Source organism: Bacillus piscicola (assembly GCF_022458745.1).
GTDB classification, from domain to species: domain Bacteria; phylum Bacillota; class Bacilli; order Bacillales; family Marinococcaceae; genus Alteribacillus_A; species Alteribacillus_A piscicola.
In genome coordinates this window covers 151167-169108 of the sequence record NZ_JAJJJF010000002.1, presented here as the reverse complement: position 1 = coordinate 169108, position 17942 = coordinate 151167, and the positions used below count along the sequence as shown (strand labels likewise).

Sequence of the window (17942 nt, the reverse complement as noted above, 5' to 3'; positions counted from 1 at the left end):
TCCTATTCAGACAAGCCCGATTTCATGCTATACTTTTCAAAAGCGGGCATTTCTGAAAGGAACGCTCGTAGATGCACGATATGGAAAGGACGTCTTACTACATGTCTTTTGATGGAATCATGACAAGAGCTGTCGTACACGAATGTTCCCAGACTTTAATGAACGGCAGAATTACGAAAATAAAACAGCCGTACCAATCAGATTTACTGCTAACCGTTCGCGCAAACCGTACCAATTATCAACTGTTATTATCAGCGAATCCGAGCTTTGCGCGTGTTCATCTTACGAATGCCAAATTAGACAATCCTTCTGAACCGCCGATGTTCTGTATGATGCTCAGAAAGCATCTCGAGAGCGGTTTTATCCGGGAGATTAGGCAGCATGGGATGGAGCGGATCATCACGTTTGTGATCGAGGGGAAAGATGAGATCGGTGACACATCGACGAAGCATCTAGTCGTTGAAATTATGGGGAAACACAGCAATATTCTACTAGTCGATCCGGAGACGAACCATATTCTCGACAGCATGAAACACATCCCCCCTTCAGTGAACCGCCACCGGACGATTTTACCGGGCAGAGACTATGTCGCACCACCGGAACAAGGGAAAGCCGATCCTCTTACTGCCGATGACGATACAGTCCTCCGCAAGCTCGATATGAATCAAGGAAAACTTGGCCGCCAGCTCGTTCACGCATTTACCGGCTTGTCTCCACAAACAGCCGAAGAAATCATCCACCGGGCTGGTATCGGGAACCCCCGTAAGATTGCCGAGACGTTTACCGCGGTGATGCAGGATATACAAAAACACCACTACGAGCCGCAAATGCGGATAGCCGCGGGGAAAGAATTTTACAGTGTCATTGACTTAACGTATGTAGAGGGGGAGAAACGAACCTTTGCCACTGTCAGTGAACTGCTTGAACATTTTTTCACCGGGAAAGCAGAACGGGATCGCGTGAAGCAGCAAGCACACGATCTTGAGCGGCTGCTACGCAATGAGCTCGCCAAAAACAAGAAAAAGATTAAAAAACTCGAAAAAACAGTCCAAGAAGCCGACAAACGCCAAGAACAACAGAAATTCGGCGAACTGTTAACCGCTAATTTGCATCTGCTCAAAGGTGGCGAAAAAGAGATCGAAGTTATGGATTATTATGATGAAGCCGGCGGCACCATTACGATCCCGCTCGACCCGGAGAAGTCACCCGCCGAGAACGCTCAGCAATTCTTCCGCAAATACAACAAGGCGAAAATGTCACTCAAAATGGGGAAAGAACAAATTAATGAAACAAATGCGGAGATCCGCTACCTGGAACAACTCATCCAGCAACTCGACTCCGCTTCCCCTGCCGACATTGCCGAAATTCGCGAAGAACTTGCGGAAGAAGGCTATGTGAAGAAACAGCCAAACAAAGGAAAACAGAAAAAGAAGCCGGGAAAACCGGTTCTCGAGCATTATCAATCAAGCGAAGGTGCGGATATCCTCGTCGGAAAAAACAACAAACAAAATGAGTACTTAACGAGCCGGGTGGCACACAAAGAAGACACGTGGCTTCATACGAAAGACATCCCCGGCTCCCACGTTGTGATACGCGGGGAACATGTCGGAGATACGACCCTTAAAGAAGCAGCAAACATTGCCGCCTTTTACTCGAAAGCCAAAGACTCTGCCTCCGTTCCGGTAGACTACACAAAAATCAAACACGTCAAAAAACCAAACGGCGCGAAACCCGGCTTCGTCACCTACGATCAGCAGGCAACCGTGTTCGTCACCCCTGACGAAGAACTGGTCCGAAAGCTACGTGTACGGGAAGGAGCAAAATACAAAAACACCTGATAAGGCGTTAATCAGTTCAGCGAGCACCGGGAACATACCCGGCTCGCTTTTTTAGTGACTGCTTGCAGGGTATCTCATCCGTATTAGAGCTTGAAACAGGTCTGCGGGAAAATTGTCGAATAATTGTTATTGACCAACGTACTGAAAAGTGAAACAATTGTATTTGAAGATCCCCCTTTTCCTCTCAGAAATCAATCTTCTCAGATAGCACCACAACATTTCCCAACCTGTGTGTAAACTCCTTTTTCATCATTGTACTCCATCCCACTCTGATTCTTTTTCTCCTGTCATCTGTCTCCATTCTAACCTATCGTACCGACAATATTCCTCTGTACAAACAGTTCTATCATGCAGTTTATCCTTTCCCTTTCACGAATCCAAAAAAAACGTTTAAAGGAGGCCACCTTTATGGGGCACGATATCTGTGGTTTTAACAAAGAAGGAGAAGAAATTGCGTATGCCAGATTCAGCATGGGTAATTATAATGCGCTTACATTATACAAGGTATTGGATGCATACGAGTATTATGGCGGAGTAAGCGGAATTGGGAGAGCTTCCAATTTTTCTACAGAACAAATGGAAAAGGCCTGGCTTGCCTATGAGGAAATGGCTAATACAGACACTTCTCCATCACCGGAAAGTAAATTTGTAGAATGGGATAAGAAACAAATCTCGCAGTTCATACAAAATTGTTTAAAAACCGCCCAAGAAGAAGGTAGTGTCCGGGTCTCTTTCGGTTAATACAAGGCCAATCCCGTCTTAAACGCGTTGTCGTTGTCTGCTTGCGCTTAACAAAGGGGATCAAGAAAGGGGGGTATAAGTAGTTCTAGTGGGAAAGCCTCACAGATGCGTATGTGATCCAAAGGTCTGTCCCCCCTGAACTATTATTTATAGACCGTTTCTACACTTTCTTGATCTTTGTACATATTGTACAGGCAAAATTTTGGTTCTCACGAACTTTTGGTGATGTTATTTATTGAATATATATGGATATAGCTCTGTAAAAAAGGAGCGATGATATTAACAGACACATTGTCTACTAATATATGGTCACTTGTATAAAACAATAGACACGATGACTATTTGATTAGGTCACTTGCCGAAGTTATAGTTTCACTAGAGATATTGATTTAAATCTTTATCTCAAAGGATGCAATATAAAAAACGGCAAACCAATCTTATGGAAAAGGGGAATAAATCATGTCAACTATGAAGGCTTGGCAATTACAAGGCGTTGGGTTAGAACATCTAAAATTGGTGGATTTACCCGTGCCGGAACCCGGACCGAAACAAATTCTCGTTCGTGTGAAAGCGGTTTCTCTTAACTTCCGTGACGGAGGAATTGTGGATGGGAGTTATTTACCAGAATTAATGGTTAGACCATTTATACCAGTATCTGACGCGTCTGGCGAAGTGGTAAGTGTAGGGTCAAAGGTAACTAAATTTAAAAAAGGTGATCGTGTAACGTCGCATATGTATTATAAATGGTTGGATGGCAGCCCAAACCAAAATGATATTTTCACTTACTCAATAGGAGGCCCTTCAGATGGTGGGTTAGCAGAATACATATTGCTTAATGAGGATGCAACTGTAATGACACCAGTTACCTTTACAAACGAGGAAGCTTCGACACTTCCTATTGCTGCACTTACTGGTTGGTTTTCATTAGTTGAGTATGGAAAAATCAAAGCAGGAGATACAGTACTTGTACTGGGAACCGGAGGAGTTTCAGTATATGCTGTTCAATTTGCCTCAGCATTGGGAGCAAGAGTAATTGTGACGAGTAGCAGCAACGAAAAATTAGAAAAGGTAAAAGCACTTGGTGCAAAAGATGTTATAAACTATGTAGAGACTCCAGATTGGGAAAAAGAAGTATTAAAAATTACTGAAGGAAAAGGCGTCCAGCATATTCTGGAAGTAGTTGGTGGCCAAAGTATTAACCATTCACTTGAAGCTCTAGCTTTTCAAGGTCATATCTATGTCATTGGTTACTTGGATAATATGTTATCAGAAGTGAAACTACGGTCAATAATAGAAAAACAAGCTCAAATCCAGGGAATTAATGTAGGACATCGTAGAGCGTTTGAAGACATGATCAAAGCATTTGATGAGCTAAACATTAAACCTGTTATTGACACTGTCTATTCATTTAATCAAGCCCATGAAGCTTTTGAACATCTATACAAAGGGGCATTTGGAAAGATTGTTATAAAAATTTCTGAGTAAGTAAGCACCATGTATGAGAGGATTGCTTTGTTCCATAAGCAGATTACATACTGAAACCGTTTTCCTTATTCGAATGGAGAACGGTTTTTTGTTCTTATCACAACTCTTGGTGAAACAGGATAAAACAGGACCCGGTCTTTCGGAATCGTACCTATATTCATACAATGTGGAGGTGGCCAGGTTACGGTTCATATGGTCTAGTAGGGCCTATGACTCTAGCAAGTGTAATAATTGGTTTATTACAAGGGCTTTTTGCAGGAGTAGGTTATAAACTTATTAAATATGTAGAATATTATTGTAACTCATAAACTTTCACTTGAAGCGTTGGTTTACTGCGGAAACCCGAGTGGCCCTTATGTAACATTCTTTATATTACTTGATTTGCTGATTGGTTTTTTTGTGACCATGGACTTCTACTGGTGATTTCCTTATCTTCAAAGTTTCTTCCTCTATTTATGGTACGATTCCCCCCTATTTATCTTAAACTCACAAACCTATGGACAGGTTTTTTCCTGTCTTGTTTTGTTTATCCATTCTCTGCATAATGGGTAATCTCCTCATGAAAGGAATGATCTGTGTCGGCGACTGTACTTGCACCCCCGTCTCATAACCAACATACCATATTCAAAGTATTCTATATTCCTCGGATAGAGGGGGTAACGTTCATGGAGTTAGAACTGTCACATTGGTTATATTTGGTTGGAACATTACTCATTATTTTAACGATGTTATTTCGGCAAAATGTCGTTGTTCCAGCGTTAAGCATGATTTTTTTCGTTGCCTGGTCCTTTACAGGTTCTTTCTTAGATGGTATTCAAGCTATTTTCACCGCAAACTTAACCGCAGCTTCAGAGTTATTTAACATCTTTTTAATCATTGCGATTATGACGGCTCTCTTGCGTTCGATTCAATCGATTGGCGCTGATGAGCAAATGATTCAGCCGTTCCAGAAGGTAATGAGAAATGGGACGTTAGCTTATTGGGTGCTTGTCGTGATCACGTACCTTTTGTCTTTATTCTTCTGGCCCGCACCGGCAGTTCCACTAATTGGTGCCCTGTTAATACCTGTTGCTATTCGGGCAGGTCTTTCACCAATAGGAGCAGCACTTGCGATTTCCCTTGCTGGTCATGGGATGGCACTGTCGTCTGATTTTGTCTTGAAAGTTGCACCTGAATTAACTGCTTCTAGCAGCCGTGTCCTGGAAGCGAGTGCCATCGGGGAACAAGCGTTAATTTTATCCTTAGTGGCCGGGGCAGTTTCTCTCACAATCGTGTATTTCTCCGTTCGTAGATCGATGAAAAAACCAGCAAAAGAAAATCTCACAGAATGGGAAGAGAGTGGGGATGATGACTTAAACATTAAAGCTGATGATGCTGAAGTGAAAAAAGGTCGATATAGTCCCATATTCGCGTTTCTCGTTCCCGTCATCTTTTTAGTCATTGTCACCTATGTCATTGTCGCCACCTTTTCTAATCTCTTGCCAGCGATTGAAGATGGAGCTGGGTCCTCCCTCGTTGGTGGTACGGCGATCCTCTTAATTATTATCATGTCCTTGTTTCGTAACTACAAAGAAACGTTACAGGAGGTCAGCGATAATATTGTGAAAGGGTTCGTATTTGCTTTTAAAGTAATGGGGCTTGTTATCCCTGTTGCCGCCTTTTTCTTCATCGGAAGCGGTGAACTAGCAGGCCAGATTTTCGGTACAGATCCTGACACGACACCCTCTTTTCTATTTGACCTGGTTCAAGCAAGTCAGGCATATATTCCTGACAACGCCTTTTTCACAGCATTAGGTGTCTTGATTCTAGGGATGGTTTCCGGTCTGGATGGTTCCGGTTTCTCTGCCCTTCCCTTAATTGGTTCGCTTTCTGAAGCGTTAGCCGCGTCAACGGGAGTCGATCCAACAACACTTGCCTCCATTGGGCAAATCGGTGCTATTTGGGTAGGTGGCGGCACACTCGTCGCTTGGTCACCAATCATTGCCATCGCAGGCTTCGCCAAAATATCCGTCATTGACCTCGTCCGCAAAAGCTTCATCCCTGTCGTCATCGGCCTCCTTGTTTCAATGGTCTTTGCTTTACTATTATTCTAAAAGCAAAGATGAAAAAGAGCGCGACTGGGCAAATCTAACACTCGTAACTGAAAAGTCGAACAATTAAATTGTGAACGTATATTCTAAGTGTAGTTAAAATACGTAGACTCCAGCAGGAACAGCACGAGCCGAAGATCCACTTGGTAAAGGGTTTTCCTTTACCAAGTTAGCTGAGGCCGTGCCTGCGGAAAGCAAAGTATGTTGACGGAACGGTGTTAACAATTAATTCGTTAACTTAATAATCCGAACTGATTGTCTCCAATCGTTCGGATTATTCTGTACGTAAGATACTTTTGCCCCGGTTTAGTTCTTTTTCATGCCGTCTTAATTTCGATTATGTCGTTTATTTTTCTTTCCATCCAAATTTAAAAACTCGGTATCCTTAGCAATTTCCACGTCATTCTTTTCATGTTTCGGTTCCGTATCATATTTTATAACATTTTTTTGTTTTCCCTTATCTTTATTACGATTCTTATTTTGTTCCGACACTGCTTTAACCTCCCATGATAATAATCGACAAACTTAGTATATCCATGACCCAAAACCTTATGCTCCGAAGTAAAAGGATGTAACTGAGTTGGAAGGCATTAAGTACGAATCGGCTTTGACAGGCAAATGTTGCTCACCAAAAAGCGAGCTCAGGAAAACTCCTGGCTCGCTCTATTTTAGAAATTATGTCTACACATTTTGTAATTGTCTTGTTTTCTCATCCACTGCATCTTCCTCTGCGTTACTTACGCTGAGACCTAGTGACTGAGCGGTTGACGTTTGAATCTCATGGTAAAGCTCTGGGTTGTCCGCTAATGAGACGCCATAGGACGGAATCATTTCTTTTAATTTCGGTTCCCACTCTTTTAGTTGCTCAGGGAAACATTTCTTGAAGACTTCAATCATAACGTGCACAGCGGTGGACGCACCTGGAGATGCACCGAGTAATGCCGCGATCGTGCCGTCTGCGTCCGTCACTACTTCGGTACCGAATTGAAGGGTGCCTTTGCCGCCTTCTTCGGTATCTTTAATCACTTGCACACGCTGGCCCGCAACCACGAGTTCCCAGTCTTCGCTTTTTGCATTTGGCACAAATTCCCGTAGTTCTTCCATGCGTTGCTCTTTCGATAACATTACTTGCTGTATCAAGTATTTTGTCAAGGACATTTCTTTTACTCCTGCTGACAGCATCGTAAAGAGGTTATCTGGTTTCACAGAAGTGACTAAGTCGAGCATGGACCCGGTTTTTAAGAATTTTGGCGAGAATCCAGCGAACGGTCCAAACAGCAGCGACTTTTCATTATCGATATATCTGGTGTCCAGATGTGGAACGGACATCGGCGGTGCACCGACGGCCGCTTTCCCGTATACTTTCGCATGATGCTCCTCGATCACATCAGGATTATTACAGACCATAAACAAGCCGCTTACCGGGAATCCGCCGATATGCTTTCCTTCGGGAATACCTGATTTTTGCAGCAAATGTAAGCTGCCGCCCCCTGCACCAATAAAGACGAACTTGGCAGTGTGGGTTTCGCTCATACCGTTGTTAAGATTTTTCACTTTTAATTCCCAGAGCCCGTCATCGGCCCGTTTTATATTCGTGACACTATGCTTATAGTTGATATCTACATTATTACTCCTGAGATGGTCAAATAGCTTGTGCGTCAAAGCACCAAAGTTGACATCCGTACCCGAGTCAATTTTCGTTGCCGCAATCGGCTCATTTAACGTACGGCCTTCCAACATAAGCGGAATCCATTCCTTCAGCCTCTCTGGGTCTTCTGAGTACTCCATTCCCTGAAACAGGTGGTTATGAGAAAGAGCTTCAAACCGTCTTTTTAAAAAGTTTACATTTTCCTCTCCGTGAACGTAACTCAAATGAGGCAGTGGCATAATAAAGTCTTGTGGTCTTCCAATCATGTCCCTATTCACAAGATAAGACCAAAACTGTCTAGAAAGCTGGAACTGTTCATTAATGTTAATCGCTTTCGTAATATCCACAGAACCATCAGGCTTTTCGACGGTATAGTTAAGCTCACACAATGCAGAGTGACCCGTTCCTGCATTATTCCATTCGTTCGAGCTTTCCTCTCCTGCATCTGCTAGTTTCTCAAACACAGTAACCTTCCAATCCGGCGCTAATTCTTTCAACAGTGTACCTAAAGTAGCACTCATGATGCCGGCACCTATTAAGATAACATCTGTATCAGCTTGTCTGCTCATATTTACCATATCCTTCTATCATAAGATTTGCAGAAAGAATGTGGGCGCTTTCCGATTATGCCTCACAATTAAACAACAAGTAACCTGAAAACACCTCTTCTGTATCAATATCCTGATTGTAGTATAGCACTATTAAGTGTAGTATAGCACTATTTTTAATAAATTAGTAGAGTAAAATAACTACTGTTATATGATAGTTATAGTTTTTCCATATCGTAAAAATATTTTTGTAATCTTCGTTTCTTTTTATCATATACGAATGCGTTGATAGATCTGCTTCTCCCACTTGTTCTCGTTTTCAAAGGTACTGTTACCCTTATATCCTCGTAGGTATTCCTAAAAACTGGATCTTTCCCAATAGCCATTCAGCAATCGTTTGTTTTTCTAATCCGCGTGTATAATGTCCTATGTATTGCGGCCGAATATAACTGGAAAAAAGTAAGCTCGATTGCAGGAACCGAGCTTACTTTTTTATGTAACCTGTACCGAGAGTAGCCCATCTTTATCAACTTCGATTGAGGTCTCAGCAGGTGTTAGCTTAAGTGCGTTCCGGAGATCACGAAGAGAGCTGCATTGTTGTAATGCAAGTGTCATCACCTTCATAGGTGGAAATGCTAGATTCCACTGTTTCCCCGTCATGCTGTATAGCTACGTTATACGTGTCATTACGTGGCAGCCACAAGTCGATAAATCCATTTGGCTTGGAGTTCATCGTTTTATCCAGAATAATGTTACCTTCTTCGTCTTCAATAAGCATGTCAAATTCTTCATCCTTTAATTCTCCCTGACAACCTGTCAGGCTATGAATTTGTCATGGATGGGTCTCATGTACATACGGAGCAATTGAAACAAAGAATTCATTCTCAGGTAAGTCGTAAGCCTTCTCGCTGTTATTTTCATCTGTTAGGATGAGCTCTTCTGAAGTAATAACAGCAGATACGTTGGCACTGTTTGCCGCACTGTATTCACTCACCAATTCCTTGACGTCGTCTGGCTTTGTTCCTTCTGCATTATCTTGTTCACCAGCACCGCTCGAGCAAGCTGTTAAGAACGCACAGGCCAGCCCAATACATATAGCAATCAAACGCTTCAACGTCTATTCACCTCACTTGATACGTACTTTATTTCATAACCCCTCTTCTCATCTTAACTGAAAAAGCGAGCCATTCTACTATAAATATCGAAAAATAAGCGAAAGATTATACTATCCTTATTCACTGAGCCATTTGCTCGTTATTTTACCGTCGAGGCAAGCCAGTCTGTGCTTTCAGGGTTGCTTTGCCATTTACGAAGACGGGTGACGTCTTGTTGCGTTAAATACTCGTTGTCACGAGCGGTTTCTAACAAATTGTCGTAGTCGGTAAGCGTATGATAGGAAAGACTGGCGGCGGCGAGCTTTTGCTTCCCTTTCTCTAATCCGTATGTGAAGATAGCAGCGGTTCCAAGTACGGTGACTTTTTGTTCAAGCAGTGCTTCTTGTACGTTGATGACGCTGCCTCCTGTGGAGATTAGGTCTTCGATGATAACTGCTTTTGCGCCTGCGTCAACCTTGCCTTCAATTTGATTTTCTTTTCCGTGTGATTTGGACTTGGAGCGTACATACGCCATTGGGAGTCCCATTTTGTCTGCGACGAGCGCCGCATGGGCAATGCCCGCAGTCGCCGTGCCGACAATGACCTCTGCTTCTGGATAATGTTTATGAATCATCGCAACCATGCCTTCGGCGATGCTCTGGCGCAGTGTCGGGTAGGACAGCGTCAAGCGGTTATCACAGTATATCGGTGATTTTAAGCCAGAGGACCACGTGTAAGGCTCGTCTGGGCTTAACGTCACGGCGTTGATGTCCAACAATTCTTTTGCTAACCAATGTTGCATGATGCATTCCTCCATTGCCTATTTATTGCTTGGTATGCGCTCCGTGGATTCTCTGCTTGAATGATACTTCTCCCGACGACAATCGCATCACTACCTAGTTCACGTGCTCTTTCCGGGGTCACAACCCGCTCTTGGTCGTTGTTTTCATTTTCTTTAAGACGAATGCCTGGTGTCACGGTTTCGAAGGTTGGGCCGACTTTTTCTTTAATCATCGGTACCTCGAGAGCGGAACAAACGACACCTTGCAGGCCGGCTTTTTTGGCGTTTTTCGCATAATGAATGACGGTTTCTTCTAACGACTGGGCAATGCCAAGTTCGTTTTGCATCACCGCTTCGCTTGTACTCGTCAGCTGTGTGACTGCAACACAGTCGGGAGTTGTTTCCGAGGCGGGTGTCCCCGCTTCAATTCCTTCACGGGCTGCTTCCATCATCTTCATGCCGCCGGCTGCATGAACGGTGATGAGATCAACATGTAACGATGCGAGCTGACGGGCTGCGCTTTTTACGGTATTCGGGATGTCATGAAGCTTTACGTCCAGGAAGATATGATGTCCTTTTGCTTTCCACTCTTGTACGAGAGCGGGTCCTTCTTTATAAAATAATTCCATGCCGATTTTCAGAAAAAGCGGCTCGCCGGCAAACGCTTCTAAACAACGGTCTGCCGTATTTTTATCTGGAAAATCCATCGCCACTATCAAGGGATTATTCATGATGTTTTCACCTCGTTTATATGTAGGTCCTGTATATTGGAAAGGCTCTTTTCTGTTGCCCACTTTTCCAGTCCTTCGATTAGTTCCAGACAAATAAAAGGATTGGTAAAGTTTGCGGTTCCAACCGCGACTGCATTCGCTCCTGCCATGAAAAACTCGATTACATCTTCCACAGAGGAAATTCCTCCCATGCCGATAATCGGAAGATCCGTCGCTTGACGTACTTCATAAATCATCCGGATAGCAATCGGTTTGACGGCGGGTCCCGATAAACCACCGGTGCCATTCGCAAGCAGCGGTCTTCCTGTTTGGATGTCGATTTTCATCCCGGTTACCGTATTAATCATCGACAATCCATCAGCACCTGCTTTTTCTACCGCTTTAGCAAGCGTTGTAACGTTCGTCACGTTTGGTGATAACTTGACATAAACCGGCACGTGAGAAACGGTTTTTACCCGTTTGGTCAGCTCGGCTGCGAGCTCTGGATCTGTTCCGAAGGTGATGCCGCCTTCCTTCACATTCGGACACGATATATTTAACTCAAGTGCACAGACGCGCTTGTGTGCTGATAAAGCCGCTGCTGTTCTTTCATAATCTTCCATCGTAGAGCCCGAGATATTCGCAAGGAGCGGTACCGTATATTTTTCAAGCCAGCTGAGCTTCTCGTTTATTACTGTTTCTACACCAGGATTTTGAAGGCCGATTGCGTTTAGCATTCCCGAGGATGTTTCCGCTACTCGCGGTGTTTCATTTCCGTAGCGCGCTTCCTGTGTCGTTCCTTTCAGTGCAATCGCGCCTAGTTCATTCAAGTCATACAACTTCGCAAACTCTTCGCCGAACCCGAAGCATCCGGATGCCGGCATAATTGGATTCTCCATGGAGAGTCCTGGCAGATTTGTCTCAAGTCTGTTCATAGTGCTATCTCCCTCCATGGAAATACCGGTCCATCACTGCACACTTTTCGGTACTCCCGGCCGCTTGGATCTTCTTGCAGATGGCAGACACAGGCAAGACACGCCCCAATGCCGCATCCCATTCTTTCCTCAAGTGACAGGCTGCCTTTTGCCTCAGGATACTGGCATTCCAGTGCCCGCAGCATCGGTTTCGGGCCGCATGCATACAGCCAGTCACAATCAATGTGTTCACGCTTCATCACATCTGTGACCATCCCTTTGTACCCGGCACTGCCATCAACCGTACATGTGTAAACATCGCCAAGTTCTTTAAATTTTTCTTCGTAAAATATGGTATCTGCATCGTTAAAGCCAAGAACCGTTACGACGTTTATCCCCTTCGTTGTAAGTGCTTTTGCGAGGCCGTACAGGGGTGGCACTCCGACACCGCCGCCGACAAGTACTGCTCTCTTTCCGACTTCTGTTCCGTTAATAGCAAAACCATTGCCAAGCGGGCCGAGTACGTCCAGTGACAATCCCGCTTTCTTTTCGGCGAATAGTCTCGTGCCGGCACCTCCCGCTCGGTAAATAACGGTCATTCGACCTGCCTTTTTGTCCGCATCGCAAATACTAAGCGGGCGGCGTAGGAGGAATGGGGATTCATCGGCCGTTTTTATATGGACAAATTGACCGGGCCGTTCTATATCATAAACGATTTCCCCTTCTAGTACCATCTCAAAAATAGAATTAGCTATTTTTTTATTAGAATAGATTGTCATGTTGTTTTTTTTCATGACGCTCCTCCATTCACACTCACTTTTTCACTCGGTTCCATTTGCGGCATTGCTTCTGCTCGGAACGTCATCATTTCAAGTACTTTTAGTAAAGCATCGGCCGTATCGATGGATGTCAGACAGACAACTTCATTTTCAACCGCTTCCCGGCGGATACGGAAACCGTCCCGTGCCGGCAGTTTCCCCTTTGTGAGTGTATTAATGACAAACTGTGCCTGTCCTTCTCTAATAATATCGAGAAGATTAGGAGAAGACTCAGCCACCTTATTCACGACAGTTACCGGGATATCTTCTTGCAGTAAGTACGAAGCGGTTCCCTCTGTCGCAATCAGTGTGTAACCTATATGATGAAATCTTCGGGCGAGTGCAAGTGCTTCTTTCTTATCTTTATCGGCGATTGTAAACAAGACCGATCCGTGCTTTGGAATATTCATCCCTGATGCCACCAATCCTTTATACAATGCCTTTTCAAGGGAATGGTCACGCCCGATTACTTCTCCAGTAGACTTCATTTCCGGTCCGAGTGAAATATCGACACGTCGTAGTTTGGCAAAGGAGAAAACCGGCACTTTAACGGATACTTCCTTTTTCTCCTGCAACAGCCCATTGTCATAGCCTTGATTAAGTAAACTTCTCCCGGTCATTATTTTGGCGGCAACAGAGGCAATCGGTACCCCGGTAATTTTACTTAGAAAAGGCACGGTCCTGCTGGCGCGCGGATTCACTTCGAGTACGTAGACCTCCTCTTCATGAATGACAAACTGGATATTTAATAGTCCCTTGATTTGCAGCCCTCTTCCTATTGCAATCGTCCGCTCCACGAGTTTTTGTTTCAACGCTTCCGGGACGGTTTGTGTTGGATAGACAGCAATCGAGTCTCCGGAATGGACACCGGCTCGTTCAATATGCTCCATAATTCCCGGTACAAACACGGTTTCGCCGTCTGAAATCGCATCCACCTCTATTTCTTTTCCGAGCAAGTAGCGGTCAATGAGAACAGGATGCTTTTCATTCACTTTCACAGCTCGCTCCATATAGAGAAAAAGCTCTTCCTCATGTTCGACAATTTCCATTGCACGGCCACCGAGTACATAAGACGGGCGTACGAGGACAGGATAGCCGATATCAGCGGCAATCACGAGTGCTTCCTCGGGCGAATAAGCAGTGCGGCCGAGCGGCTGTGGAATCCCAAGATTTTGAAGTGCTTGTTCAAATTTATCTCGATTTTCTGCTCGGTCCATATCTTCAAGGGTAGTTCCTAAAATATTCACCCCACGCTCCTGGAGGCCTTCTGCTAAATTGATTGCGGTCTGACCTCCAAATTGGACGATTACGCCTTCCGGTTGCTCAATATCAATGACATGCATGACATCTTCAAGTGTAAGTGGCTCAAAGTACAATTTATCCGAAATACTAAAATCCGTTGATACCGTTTCTGGATTATTATTAAGAATGATAGCTTCGTAGCCTTCTTCTTGGAGCGCCCAGACTGTGTGCACCGTGGCGTAATCAAATTCTACCCCTTGGCCAATACGGATCGGGCCAGAACCAAGGACCAGCACAGATGGCTTTTCGGTACGAGTACTTTCATTTTCTCTTTCGTAAGTTGAATAGTAATAGGGAGTGTCGGATTCGTATTCACCTGCGCATGTATCGACCATTTTGTATACTGGCTTGATACCCTCTTTTTCCCGAAAATGGTAGAGGTCCAGCTCCGTCCATTCCCACAGCCTGGCTGCTGTTTCATCAGCGATGCCAAGTTCTTTTGCGCACAAGAGTTTCTCAGCGTCTCCTGGATAGTCGCGCAGTTCTTCACCAATGCTGACTATCCGCGCGATTTTCTCTAAGAAGAATGGGACAATTTTCGTTAACTCATGTACCTCTCTTACGGACCAAGCGCGGCGGAATGCTTCCCCGATGACAAAGATTCGTTCATCTTCTGCTTTTTGGAGCTTCATCTCCAGCTGTTCATCAGACAGCTCCATATATTCATTATTATATAAATGCGGCTTCCCGAGTTCCAACGAACGGATGCCTTTCATGAGCGACTCTTCGAAAGATCTGCCGATGGCCATTACTTCCCCGGTTGCTTTCATCTGTGTACCGAGTTTGCGGTTCGCCGACTCAAATTTATCAAAGGGCCAACGCGGAATTTTTGTTACGACGTAGTCCAGTGCCGGTTCGCAATAAGCAACAGTAGTGCCAGTAATCGGATTTTGCAATTCATCTAATCGATATCCTGCAGCAATTTTGGTCGCAAGCTTTGCAATCGGATAGCCCGTTGCTTTTGAAGCCAATGCCGATGAGCGGCTTACACGTGGATTCACCTCGATAATATAATACTCAAAGCTGTCCGGAGAGAGAGCGAATTGAACATTACAACCGCCTTCTATTTCAAGTGCTTCAATGATCTTAAGAGCGGAGCGGCGGAGCATCTGGTGTTCTCGATCGGTCAGAGTCTGACATGGTGCTGTCACGATCGAGTCACCTGTATGGATCCCGACAGCGTCGACGTTTTCCATGTTGCAGACGACGATTTTCTGCCCAGCCGCATCCCGCATTACTTCATATTCAATTTCTTTATAGCCAGCTATACTCTTTTCAATTAAGCACTGGGTGACCGGGCTGTATTTCAAACCGGAGCTGACGATTTCATGAAGGTCTTCGCTGTTATAGACGAGACCTCCGCCAGTTCCGCCCAGTGTGTAGGCGGGCCGGACAATGACTGGATACCCGATCTCTTCCACGAATCGCTTCGCTTCTTCCATATTTGTAACAATTTCACTCTCCGGCACTGGTTCGTTTAACGTTCTCATTAATGTCCGAAAAGCATCACGGTCTTCCGCTTGCTCGATCGCTTGTAGTTCGGTACCGAGAAGGAGAAGGTTAAACCCTTTTAAAACACCTTCGCGGTGAAGCTCCATCGCCATATTTAAACCTGTCTGTCCGCCTAATGTTGGCAAAATCGCATCCGGTCTTTCTTTACGGATGACGCGCGTTACAAATTCAAACGTAATCGGCTCCGTATATACCTTATCCGCCATATTCGTGTCTGTCATAATGGTCGCTGGGTTTGAATTAATAAGGATAACTTCATAACCTTCTTCTTTTAGCGCTTGACAGGCCTGCGTACCGGCATAATCAAATTCTGCTGCCTGTCCGATAATAATGGGTCCCGAACCGATAACGAGGATTTTCTTTATATCTGTACGTTTTGGCATGTTCATCTCTCCTATCCCTTTATTGGTTGATTTTTATAGTTATCCATCATCTTCACAAAAGCGTCAAAGATATGATTGGCATCATCCGGTCCTGGTGATGCTTCAGGTTGGAACTGGACGCCAAATGCAGGCCCGCCGGTATGAGATACTCCTTGCAAGGTGCCATCGTTTACATGGAGATGGGTTGCTTCAAGTTCTGTTCCTTGAAGTGACTCCAGTTCGATCAGATAGTCATGGTTTTGCGCCGTAATTTCTACTTTTCCGCTCTTTACGTGACGGACTGGATGACCGCTGCCGTGACGGCCGTACTTCATTTTAACGACCGCAGCACCTGAAGCTGCACACAAAAGCTGGTATCCAAGGCCGATACCGAAAATGGGAAGCTTACCTATCAGCTCTTGCACCGTGTCCACTGCCTCAGTAATATTTGCAGGGGATCCAGGGCCATTACTTAGCATGACACCATCCGGGTTTAATTTCAGAACCTCCTTCGCTGAGGTGCGAAAAGGGAGGACAAATAAATCACAGTTACGCTCAATTAAGTTACGGGCAATGCTATGCTTCGCACCGTAATCGATAAGTACGACACGACGGCCGAATCCAGGTGCATGGTAGGCATTTTTCGTTGAGACTTTTTCTACTTTATCCAGAGACGGTATGTATTCCTGTAGTTCTGCAACGACCCTGTCCGTATCAGCGTCTTCATTTGCAATCCGGCCACACAGTGTCCCTTCGCTCCTCAGCATTCGAGTGAGCATACGTGTATCAATCCCGGAAATTCCCGGAATATCGTTTTCCGCTAACCACTCATCAAGTGTTGCAATACTTCGGAAATTACTAGGCTCTGCGACTGCTTCTTTTACGATGACACCTCCGGCCACTGGATGAAGTGTTTCAAAATCATCCCGGTTAATACCAGAGCCTGTGATGAGCGGATAGGTCATCGCAACAATTTGTTCACAGCTAGACGGATTCGATAATACTTCTTGATGCCCCGTCATGCCTGTATAAAAAATAATTTCACCCGTGCTTTCCCGCTTGCTGCCAATAGCTTTTCCTGTGAAAACAGCTCCGTTTTCAAGGATCAATTTTCTATTCATGTACCTTTCCTCCTCTTGCATTTTTTAAGACATGGGTGAGTACTGCCATTCGTGCAAAAACCCCGTTGGTCATCTGCCTGAAAATCCTGGAGCGGCTGCACTCCACAAGCTCGCTTGCGATCTCTACCCCGCGATTAACAGGACCTGGGTGCATAATAATGCTGTTTTTTTTCATCACTTGTTCTCTTTCTAACGTAAGACCGTAACGCTCATAGTACGATGCTTTTGTTTCTGTATGGTTGTCTCTATGCCGCTCGTTCTGAATACGCAGCATCATCATGACATCCGCTTGCCGGACAGCATCATCGATTGGTACAAACATAGGCATGTACTCTTCTGGAATCCATGCTGGCGGACCGCTTACATGTACGAGAGCGCCGAGCTTCTTTAAAAGTTTCATATGGGAGCGAGCGACTCGGCTGTGGCGGATGTCACCGGTGATCACGACATTCCGTCCTTTAAATCCTTTGAATTCTTGATAGATAGTCATCAAGTCGAGAAGTGTTTGAGTCGGATGATCCCCACAACCATCTCCGCCGTTAATGATCGGAACCTTGATACGGTCCTGCAATTCCTCAAAGTACCGCTCTTTGCTATGGCGAATGACGATGACATCCGCACCAACACTCTCGATCGTCTTCACTGTGTCGTATAGTGATTCCCCTTTACATACGCTCGAGGTATTTACATCAAAAGGCAGAATCTCGAGTCCAAGGTTTCGTTCTGCCGCTTCAAAGCTTATTTTTGTACGGGTGCTCGGCTCATAGAAAAGGTTTACAGCAAACAGCCTCTTCGGTATTGGTTGACACCGCGGTTCAGCCGCATAACTTTCGGCTTTGGTGAGAAGGGTATGTATGTCAGCAGCTTCCCAATCTTCGGCTCTTAAGATATGCAACTGCCTGTTAGTATCCTGCGCTCTTTGTTCCGTCATCATCTGCTGTCGTACCCCCTTATGTGGATAAAAAAATCCCCCTGAAG

General features: G+C 44.8%; 14 protein-coding genes. 4 read left to right on the top strand and 10 right to left on the bottom strand.

The genetic code is table 11. The annotated features are described in order from the left end of the window. The first annotated feature begins 101 nt into the window (after positions 1–101). The 4 genes from LOR49_RS05510 (at position 102) to LOR49_RS05495 (ending at position 6157) form a co-directional block, all read left to right on the top strand. Complete coding sequence (locus LOR49_RS05510) at positions 102–1838, top strand: Rqc2 family fibronectin-binding protein (RefSeq protein ID WP_240375242.1); 1737 nt, start codon at positions 102–104, stop codon at positions 1836–1838. 408 nt (positions 1839–2246) lie between these two features. Next, positions 2247–2579 carry a hypothetical protein gene (locus LOR49_RS05505; RefSeq protein WP_240375241.1) on the top strand — a complete coding sequence of 111 codons (333 nt, stop codon included), beginning with the start codon at positions 2247–2249 and terminating at the stop codon, positions 2577–2579. Positions 2580–3038: 459 nt separating this feature from the next. Then, positions 3039–4064 carry a zinc-dependent alcohol dehydrogenase family protein gene (locus LOR49_RS05500; protein WP_240375240.1) on the top strand — a complete coding sequence of 342 codons (1026 nt, stop codon included), beginning with the start codon at positions 3039–3041 and terminating at the stop codon, positions 4062–4064. 665 nt (positions 4065–4729) lie between these two features. Then, on the top strand, positions 4730–6157 hold the full coding sequence (locus LOR49_RS05495; RefSeq protein ID WP_240375238.1) for a hypothetical protein: 1428 nt from the start codon (positions 4730–4732) through the stop codon (positions 6155–6157). Between the two features lie 324 nt (positions 6158–6481). Here LOR49_RS05495 and LOR49_RS05490 read toward each other — a convergent pair whose 3' ends face one another. The 10 genes from LOR49_RS05490 to LOR49_RS05440 all read right to left on the bottom strand — a co-directional run bounded on the left by LOR49_RS05490 (position 6482) and on the right by LOR49_RS05440 (position 17898). Beyond that, positions 6482–6646, bottom strand: coding sequence for a hypothetical protein (locus tag LOR49_RS05490; protein WP_240375236.1), 165 nt, complete (start codon positions 6644–6646; stop codon positions 6482–6484). A gap of 189 nt (positions 6647–6835) precedes the next feature. Then, entirely contained in the window at positions 6836–8371 is a 1536-nt protein-coding gene (locus LOR49_RS05485) for a malate:quinone oxidoreductase (RefSeq protein ID WP_240375234.1), read from the bottom strand. Between the two features lie 556 nt (positions 8372–8927). After that, the gene (locus LOR49_RS17610) at positions 8928–9464 is read right to left on the bottom strand and encodes a CueP family metal-binding protein (protein WP_420830403.1); all 537 of its coding nucleotides are present in this window, start codon (positions 9462–9464) and stop codon (positions 8928–8930) included. Between the two features lie 140 nt (positions 9465–9604). Further along, positions 9605–10246 (bottom strand): orotate phosphoribosyltransferase, encoded by a 642-nt coding sequence (gene pyrE, locus LOR49_RS05470; protein ID WP_240375228.1) that lies wholly within the window; start codon positions 10244–10246, stop codon positions 9605–9607. Beyond that, entirely contained in the window at positions 10231–10956 is a 726-nt protein-coding gene (gene pyrF / locus LOR49_RS05465) for an orotidine-5'-phosphate decarboxylase (RefSeq protein ID WP_240375226.1), read from the bottom strand. The genes pyrE and pyrF overlap by 16 nt, the downstream gene beginning before the upstream one ends. Further along, entirely contained in the window at positions 10953–11870 is a 918-nt protein-coding gene (locus LOR49_RS05460) for a dihydroorotate dehydrogenase (RefSeq protein WP_240375224.1), read from the bottom strand. The genes pyrF and LOR49_RS05460 overlap by 4 nt, the downstream gene beginning before the upstream one ends. Beyond that, a complete protein-coding gene (locus tag LOR49_RS05455) occupies positions 11867–12643 on the bottom strand; it encodes a dihydroorotate dehydrogenase electron transfer subunit (RefSeq protein ID WP_240375222.1) in 777 nt (258 codons plus the stop codon). Before LOR49_RS05455 ends, LOR49_RS05460 begins: the two co-directional genes overlap by 4 nt. Continuing rightward, positions 12640–15864: a carbamoyl-phosphate synthase large subunit gene (carB, locus tag LOR49_RS05450; RefSeq protein WP_240375219.1), complete on the bottom strand. Its 3225-nt coding sequence runs from the start codon at positions 15862–15864 to the stop codon at positions 12640–12642. Before carB ends, LOR49_RS05455 begins: the two co-directional genes overlap by 4 nt. Positions 15865–15875: 11 nt before the next feature. After that, on the bottom strand, positions 15876–16964 hold the full coding sequence (locus LOR49_RS05445; protein WP_240375216.1) for a carbamoyl phosphate synthase small subunit: 1089 nt from the start codon (positions 16962–16964) through the stop codon (positions 15876–15878). Further along, positions 16957–17898: an aspartate carbamoyltransferase catalytic subunit gene (locus LOR49_RS05440; RefSeq protein WP_240375213.1), complete on the bottom strand. Its 942-nt coding sequence runs from the start codon at positions 17896–17898 to the stop codon at positions 16957–16959. Before LOR49_RS05440 ends, LOR49_RS05445 begins: the two co-directional genes overlap by 8 nt. Positions 17899–17942: the final 44 nt, after the last annotated feature.

Excerpts from the sequence above, each read along its gene's own strand:
- LOR49_RS05510 (WP_240375242.1), top strand. The coding sequence starts at position 102 with ATGTCTTTTGATGGAATCATGACAAGAGCTGTCGTACACGAATGTTCC.
- LOR49_RS05505 (WP_240375241.1), top strand. The coding sequence starts at position 2,247 with ATGGGGCACGATATCTGTGGTTTTAACAAAGAAGGAGAAGAAATTGCG.
- LOR49_RS05500 (WP_240375240.1), top strand. The coding sequence starts at position 3,039 with ATGTCAACTATGAAGGCTTGGCAATTACAAGGCGTTGGGTTAGAACAT.
- LOR49_RS05495 (WP_240375238.1), top strand. The coding sequence starts at position 4,730 with ATGGAGTTAGAACTGTCACATTGGTTATATTTGGTTGGAACATTACTC.
- LOR49_RS05485 (WP_240375234.1), bottom strand. The coding sequence starts at position 8,371 with ATGAGCAGACAAGCTGATACAGATGTTATCTTAATAGGTGCCGGCATC.
- pyrE (WP_240375228.1), bottom strand. The coding sequence starts at position 10,246 with ATGCAACATTGGTTAGCAAAAGAATTGTTGGACATCAACGCCGTGACG.
- pyrF (WP_240375226.1), bottom strand. The coding sequence starts at position 10,956 with ATGAATAATCCCTTGATAGTGGCGATGGATTTTCCAGATAAAAATACG.
- LOR49_RS05460 (WP_240375224.1), bottom strand. The coding sequence starts at position 11,870 with ATGAACAGACTTGAGACAAATCTGCCAGGACTCTCCATGGAGAATCCA.
- LOR49_RS05455 (WP_240375222.1), bottom strand. The coding sequence starts at position 12,643 with ATGAAAAAAAACAACATGACAATCTATTCTAATAAAAAAATAGCTAAT.
- carB (WP_240375219.1), bottom strand. The coding sequence starts at position 15,864 with ATGCCAAAACGTACAGATATAAAGAAAATCCTCGTTATCGGTTCGGGA.
- LOR49_RS05445 (WP_240375216.1), bottom strand. The coding sequence starts at position 16,964 with ATGAATAGAAAATTGATCCTTGAAAACGGAGCTGTTTTCACAGGAAAA.
- LOR49_RS05440 (WP_240375213.1), bottom strand. The coding sequence starts at position 17,898 with ATGATGACGGAACAAAGAGCGCAGGATACTAACAGGCAGTTGCATATC.